Origin of the sequence: Kineococcus glutinatus, assembly GCF_039542765.1 — a bacterium.
GTDB classification, from domain to species: domain Bacteria; phylum Actinomycetota; class Actinomycetes; order Actinomycetales; family Kineococcaceae; genus Kineococcus_A; species Kineococcus_A glutinatus.
In genome coordinates this window covers 1-934 of the sequence record NZ_BAABIL010000800.1, presented here as the reverse complement: position 1 = coordinate 934, position 934 = coordinate 1, and the positions used below count along the sequence as shown (strand labels likewise).

Here is a 934-nt window from a genome sequence, read left to right as displayed (position 1 = left end):
GTCATCGGGGTTCCGGCGGACCAGGACCCGCATCCGCTGGGAGTTCCTGTCCTGCGTGCGGGCGGATTCCAGCCGACGCCTGCGCCTCAGGAGGTCGGGCAGCAGGTATGCCGCCCAGATGGCGATGATGACCACGAAGACGAGGCTGCTGGCGTGCACGGGACCCAACGCTAGGGCCGCCGGGTCCGCGTTCGGCGCAAGCGCGCCGCGGCGCGCGGTGTGTCGTCGCCGTGAACCGGGCAGGAACACCGGGAAACCGGCTCGAACCACTGGGAAACCGGCCAAAACCGCCCCGAGCCACCGGGAAGCCGCCCCGAACCGCCCCGGGCCGGTGGCCCGGCCGGCGGTCAGCCCGGCCGCTGCCGCGCGCGCCAGCGGGCCAGCATCCCCTCGCCCACGTCCTCGGCGGTGACCGCGAACGTGCGGTGGTCGCGCCAGGCGCCGTCGATGTGCAGGAAGCGCGCGCGCAACCCCTCGTCGCGCAGGCCCAGCTTCTCCGCCACCCGCAGGCTCGCGGCGTTCTCCGGCCGGATGTTCACCTCCAGGCGGTGCAGGTGCATCTGCTGGAAGCAGTGGTCGACCACCAGCGCCAGCGCCAGCGGCACCAGGCCGCGCCCCGCCCAGCGCCGGTCGATCCAGTAGCCCACGTGCGCCGAGCGCAGCGAACCCCACGTGATGCCCGAGACCGTCACCTGACCCGCCAGCGCGCCCTGCACCTCCAGCACGAGCGGCAGCATCCGGCCCGCCCGCGCCTCGCGGGTGAAGGCGCGCACCATCTGCGGGAACGTCGGCGGCGCCTCGGCCCCCTCCGGGCTCGTGGCCTCCCACGGGCGCAACCAGGCAGCGTTCGCCGCGCGCACCGAGCGCCACTGCGCCGCGTCGCGCCGGCGCAGCGGGCGCAGCAGCACCGGCCCCTCCTGCAGCCGCACCGGCC

The 934-nt window shown here is 75.5% G+C and carries 1 protein-coding gene; it reads right to left on the bottom strand.

The genetic code is table 11. From position 1 onward, the window contains the following. Nucleotides 1-347: 347 nt before the first annotated feature. The coding region (locus ABEB16_RS21575; protein ID WP_345714226.1) for a GNAT family N-acetyltransferase at nt 348-934 on the bottom strand (587 nt) is incomplete at its 5' end.